The 6,001-nt window shown below is 42.5% G+C and carries 7 protein-coding genes; 1 reads left to right on the forward strand and 6 read right to left on the reverse strand.

The genetic code is table 11. From position 1 onward, the window contains the following. Nucleotides 1-144: 144 nt before the first annotated feature. On the reverse strand, nt 145-780 hold the full coding sequence (locus HWQ38_RS26810; RefSeq protein WP_292799745.1) for an rRNA large subunit pseudouridine synthase E: 636 nt from the start codon (nt 778-780) through the stop codon (nt 145-147). Nucleotides 781-1,078: 298 nt separating this feature from the next. Here HWQ38_RS26810 and hisC point away from each other — a divergent pair, with 298 nt between their 5' ends. Beyond that, nucleotides 1,079-2,149, forward strand: coding sequence for a histidinol-phosphate transaminase (gene hisC / locus HWQ38_RS26815; RefSeq protein WP_292799748.1), 1,071 nt, complete (start codon nt 1,079-1,081; stop codon nt 2,147-2,149). Between the two features lie 29 nt (nt 2,150-2,178). Here the strand turns inward: hisC and HWQ38_RS26820 are convergent, their stop codons facing one another. From HWQ38_RS26820 to HWQ38_RS26840, 5 genes are all read right to left on the reverse strand, one after another. After that, nucleotides 2,179-2,739, reverse strand: a complete 561-nt coding sequence (locus tag HWQ38_RS26820; RefSeq protein WP_366933347.1) for a GNAT family N-acetyltransferase — start codon at nt 2,737-2,739, stop codon at nt 2,179-2,181. A 154-nt stretch (nt 2,740-2,893) separates the two neighbouring features. Next, nucleotides 2,894-3,457 carry an NUDIX hydrolase gene (locus tag HWQ38_RS26825; protein ID WP_292799751.1) on the reverse strand — a complete coding sequence of 188 codons (564 nt, stop codon included), beginning with the start codon at nt 3,455-3,457 and terminating at the stop codon, nt 2,894-2,896. Nucleotides 3,458-3,496: 39 nt separating this feature from the next. After that, entirely contained in the window at nt 3,497-4,075 is a 579-nt protein-coding gene (locus tag HWQ38_RS26830) for a class I SAM-dependent methyltransferase (RefSeq protein WP_292799754.1), read from the reverse strand. 46 nt (nt 4,076-4,121) lie between these two features. Further along, entirely contained in the window at nt 4,122-4,508 is a 387-nt protein-coding gene (gene hpxZ, locus HWQ38_RS26835; protein ID WP_292799757.1) for an oxalurate catabolism protein HpxZ, read from the reverse strand. 68 nt (nt 4,509-4,576) lie between these two features. After that, nucleotides 4,577-5,830: an MFS transporter gene (locus tag HWQ38_RS26840; protein ID WP_292799760.1), complete on the reverse strand. Its 1,254-nt coding sequence runs from the start codon at nt 5,828-5,830 to the stop codon at nt 4,577-4,579. Nucleotides 5,831-6,001: the final 171 nt, after the last annotated feature.

Below are 6,001 nucleotides of genomic sequence, written 5' to 3' on the forward strand. Positions count from 1 at the left end.
AATCCTGAAGACTTCTAGATTAAGTATTCCCAGATATATGAAGTTATTTACAAACAAGAGTCAAGATTTATAGTGGAATTTCAATGAAAAATTTTGTACACTCACCCAGAACAGAATTAAAACTTAATTTACCAAAAATGCCCTTCAAACTTCCAGGCTGGGACGAGCATTTGCCTTTGGAGGAGAACTTTTCGATTTACTGAAATTATGCAGAAATTGGAGTTCAAATGTGGTAAGGTCGCGCCATTGACCCAATTGTAGGTCATCTAATTGTAGGCGGCCTATGCTGACTCTAACCAGCCGTAAAGTCGGAAAGCCTACAGCCGCAGTCATGCGCCGTACTTGGCGGTTTTTTCCCTCTGTCAAAGTCATTTCCAGCCAAGCTGTCGGTACATTTTTGCGAAATCTAATCGGTGGGATGCGTTCAGGTAGCTGTGGTTCTGTTGTTAACAGCCTAACTTCTGCTGGTTGAGTGCGGTAATCTTGAATTTCCACACCTATTTGCAACCTTTTTATTGCATCTGCATCTGGAATTCGCTCTACCTGTACCCAGTAAGTACGTTTATGACCAAAACGTGGATGGGCAAGACGATGTTGCAATTGTCCATCGTTCGTTAACAGCAGCAACCCTTCACTATCCCAGTCTAAGCGTCCCACAGGATACACATCAGGTACATTAATATAATCTTTCAGGGTGCTATGTGTGGGAGCATCTTTTGTAAACTGGCTGAGAACGCCATAGGGTTTGTAAAAAATAATATATCGGTAATGATTTGTCATTGGGCACTTGTACTGAGCGAAGTTGAAGTATTGGTCACTTGTACTGAGCGAAGTCGAAGTATTGGTCACTTGTACTGAGCGAAGTCGAAGTATTGGGCACCTTCTCGCTTCTCCCCATAGGGGCTGACGCGTGCTTACTGAGCAAAATTATGCAAGGTTTAGGCATTAAATATATCAAAATAAAAAGGATTGAATGCCTAGTCAACTCCTAACTCCTGTACAGACGCGATTAATCGCGTCTCTCCTAACTCCCAACTCCTAACTTATAAAAATCTGTTTTTACCATACCCCATGCCCTATGAGCAACTACTTTCGCTCTAATGTTGACGCAATGGCTAGCTACATTCCCGGTGAGCAGCCCCAACGCGGTACACAGATTATTAAACTCAACAGCAACGAAAACCCCTATCCTCCTTCCCCTGAGGCATTAGCTGTCCTACGGAATATCGATGGCGAGTGGTTGCGGCGATATCCAGAACCTTTCGGGGGAGAGTTCCGGGAAGCTGCAAGTAAAGTTTTAGGAGTTCCTAGCGATTGGATAATTGTCGGAAATGGCAGTGACGAATTGTTGAGCGTGATCATTCGAGCTTGTGTAGAACCGGGGAAGAAGGTAGTTTATCCGATGCCAACTTACGTGCTATATCGCACATTAACAGAAATGCAAGCTGCGGAAATTATTGAGATTCCCTACAGCGAGGACTACAGTTTACCTTTGAAAGAGCTGGTTGCTGTCGATGGTTCTGTGACATTCATTGCATCACCTAATAGTCCATCGGGGCATGTGGTAGCAACAAATGATCTAGGAAAATTAGCCAGCCAGTTATCTGGAGTTTTAGTGATCGATGAAGCATATATAGATTTTAGCGAAGAGAATGCTTTGGCTTTGGTAAAGGAATACGAAAACGTCATCGTGATTCGGACACTTTCTAAAGGGTACTCATTGGCAGGATTGCGCCTAGGGTTTGGAATTGCAAATCCCAAATTGCTGCATGGATTGTTTAAGGTGAAAGATAGCTATAACATTGATGCGATCGCTTGTGCAATTGGCACGGCTGCTATTACCGACCAAGCTTATAAAAATGCTTGTGTAGCAAAGATTAAGGCATCACGGACTAAGTTAGCAACAGACTTAAAACAATTAGGTTTTCATATTTGGGATTCTCAAGCTAATTTTTTGTTGGCACAACCAAGAGAAGGAAACGCAGAATATCTCTATCAAAAACTGAAGGAACGGGGAATTTTAATTCGCTACTTCAAGCAGCCAGGATTAGATGATAAATTACGCATTACTGTTGGTACTAATGAACAAAATCAGGCTTTAGTGAAGGCGTTGATTTATTTGTTAGAGAGTGGGGAAGAGAGGGTCTAAAACCTCGACTACGCCTTGAATTTTGACTTCTATGCTTCTGAGAAATTGCTTGTTGTAAGAAGTTTACTTTCTGAGCGCTGGACAGCATATATATAGTGCGGTATGTCGCGCCAGAGTGTCTCCTGAACGATTTTGAGGCCGTTCTTCTCAGCTACACGCCGAGAGGGGATGTTTTCAGGGCGAATCAGGGAAATGACGCGATGCCTACGGCGGGCTACGCCTACGCTATCCAGTACGTTAAAGGCATACTCCTGGCAAGCAGATGCGGCTTCAGTCGCATAACCTTGCATTTGTTGATCACGGCGGATATGATAACCAATTTCGAGTTCTTGGTGTCCCTCTACCTCCTGCCAAACCAATCCACAGTCGCCGATTACCTCGCCCGTTGCCTTGAGAACCATCGCCCACAAGCCGAGGCCGTGCTGTGCGTAGTTGCAGCGATGCCGATCAATCCACTTTTCCACCATCTCGCGGTCAAAGGGCTTTGGATAGTAGCGCATTGATTCTGCATCGCCGAGGACAAGCAGTAGCGCGTCGAGGTCAGAAAGCGTCATTTCCCGCAAGAATAGGCGTTGGGTTTCCAATATCATTGCTGAATCTTCCTTTAGCCATTGTCGAGTTTATCTTTGCCTAGTATGTAGTAAGCACTTCAGTGTTTATAGCGCGATCAAATTAAATTGTTACAGTCATATATCTTTTATCCTTTCATGATGGTTATTGAAAAAGGCAACTATAGCTAGATGACTAATAAAATTGCACTTTACCAAGTTTTTTTAGAGCAAAGAATAATGAACTAATATGTAATGTTTGCAGCAATATACCATTATCAATATCTTCAATTACCTTTTCTAGGGGTAATAAAACTACATCAATTTGTTCGGTAACATCTAACTTTAAATCAGATACACGTTCGACATTTGTTGCTAAAAAACAATGGGTTAAATTGGTATGATTAGCTGGGTTTGGTGATAATATACCAGTTTCAATAAAATTATTACTAGTGTAACCAGTCTCTTCCAATAATTCGCGTTTTGCAGCTTCTACTGGTAAAACATCTTCAGCCTCTACAGCACCGCTAGGCAATTCTAGAATTGTTTTTTTCAGACCGTGGCGATATTGCTTTACTAAAATAACTTCCTGATTTTTGGTTAAAGCTACAATATTTACCCACGTTGGATATTCAAGAACATAATAGGGGTCAACTATTCTTCCATTAGGCATTTGGCAAGTATCAGACCGGACTGAAATCCATCTATCTTTTACTATATGTCTAGATTTTAATATAATCCAATCAAATGAATTTACCATATTTAAACCTCTATTTTTCTGCTTTTTGCAGAAATTATTTCATTGAATGCGTGTTGCTAGAATCACTGAATTTCTTGCTGTGACGCGGATTTCTGTGGCAGCAATCCGAGGATCTTTGAGCCAAAATTCCCTTATTGGATCTGTTCTTCCGTGCCATTCTGGAGGCCAGCATTCTTCGGGTGTGAGATCGTCCAATAAAATTAAGCCTCCAGGCTTGAGGGCAGTTATCAATGTCTGAGGTTCTGTGAGTTTTGCTTTTCCGCCATCGGCAAATAACAAATCAAAGGGAGCATAGATGAGTAAATCGCGCCAGTCGCCTAGAAGTGCGCGGACATTAGATTTATCTGCAAATAGCTGTTGTACAAGTTTGGCAAGCTGGCGATCGCTTTCAATAGTAATCAATGTACTATCTGGGTGTAATGCACTCACAATCCAAGCTGCACCAACCCCGCATCCACTACCAATCTCGCCAATTTGACCCTGTGTAATGTGCCTAGTGAGGATATGCAACAGGCGACCAACTTCCGGGAGTGAGGATTGGGTAAACTCAAGTTGTGCAGCTAAGGATTCGGCCTGTTGCACTAATGATGGACTAAATGTGATGGGATCGATTGTCATCGATAAATATCTGGAGCAATTTCGGTAATGCTAGTCATATTGAAACTCACACTGGCAATAATGAAACATGGGCTGAAACTACCTTCCATCCTTCGGTAAACCTGTACCAAGTCTGGCTTTGTCGCCCGAAACGTTCTACACCATTAATATTGCGGCGAAATTCTAAAGTCACTGTTGCTGCATCTTTCCCAAAAGTTACAACCTTGAGATTCAAGATTTCTCGCTCTATTTTCGGGTTTGGTCGATTCTGGCGAAAGTTACGAACCTCCTCGCCGCCATAGAGGTTTTCTGTGATCCCAAACCGCACTACTTCGGGCGCATCCCAAAACAAGCTATCCATCACTTCCAAATTGTTATTAGAAAGGGCTTCTTCATACTTGAGGTACAAATCGGTTACTTCAGTTACAACAGCAGGGTCATTTATAGTAGTCATTATTGTTACCAATTTTTGGTATTATGGCTGATTATGCACTCTTTCAAATCGTCAGAGCTATTTTTCTTTTAAGATCCTTCAGCATGTAGATTCAGACGAACCAGATTACTGAAGGTGGAGATTTGTTGTTTAAAGAAAATTGAGCCTGCAACACAAATACTTGCACCAAGGATGACAGTATTGCTACTACAAATTTTACTTGCTAGTGCGCCAGCTATTAAGTTTCCTATAGGTACTGCGCCTGTAGATGCCATTACGTAAAGACCTGTAATTTGTCCGCGATTTTCATCGCTCACCAACATCTGAAGCAAAGTGCGTCCGGCAATTATCTGCAAAATAAAGCCGAAACCAGCTGCAAATAATGAGAGTAGCGAAAGCCAGAATACACGGGATAGGGCAAAGACAATCAAGCTTATCCCCATAAAACCTATGCCCAATGCTAGAACTTTACCCGACTCCAGTACATTGCTATGTTTAGTTAAATAGATACCACCTGCTAAGGTTCCCAAACTGGAAGCTGTCATCAAGAAGCCGAAGGTGTTAGGGCCACCCTGCAAAATATCTTTGGCAAAAATCGGCCCCAAAGCTAAATAAAATCCCCACACGCAACAGACTAAAGCTGAACCAATCAACACTGATCGAATTGGCAAAAACCCAAAGGCATATTTAAAACTAGTTTTTAATTCTTCTAAAGGTTTGCGTTTGGAAATGACGGCTTTTCTGGATGTCAGCCGTATTGCTAGCAGGGCAATAATTACAGCGATGTAACTGATGCTATCAATTAGGAAACACAACCCCGATCCCACTGCCGCAATCAACAAGCCTGCGATCGCAGGACCCAACATACTCGTCACACTCACCAGAGAAGAGTACAAGGCAAAGGCATTACCGAGATTTTCCTTAGCAACTGTTTCGGGAAGAAATGCCTGCCGAGTCGGAATATCGAAGGCGTTGATAATCCCTTGCAGCACACCAAGAATTGCAATGTACTGGATATTAATCGTACCGCTTAGAGCTAGCCACGTTAGAGCTAAAGATTGAAGCATCCCTAGAATTTGGGCAACCAGCAGAATTTGATGACGATTCGTGCGATCGGCGACGATTCCACCCAGAGGGATTAACACAAGCGTAGGAATTTGGCTGGCAAAACCCACTAGACCTAGCAACCAGGCGGAATCGGTGAGGCGATATACAAGCCAACTAGTAGCTACTTGAGTCATTGACGTACCAATCAGAGAAATTGCCTGACCTATGTAGTACAGGCGAAAATTTCTGGAACCAAAAGCACTGAGCATAACTTGTGATTTTTTTGATGCTTCCATACATCACCCCTGAGTAGTTTCCAGTCCTTATCCCTCTTTTGTCACTAAATGATCAAACCTAGATTTCCTGAGAAGATTAGCGATCGCAAACTAATAAAAACCTCCAAACAAAGCTCTATAGAACCCATTTGACATCTTTTACTGTGTTGAAGTAAAGTGACGGCAAAAGTC

It is taken from the genome of Nostoc sp. NMS7 (assembly GCF_017115085.1).
Lineage (GTDB): Bacteria > Cyanobacteriota > Cyanobacteriia > Cyanobacteriales > Nostocaceae > Nostoc.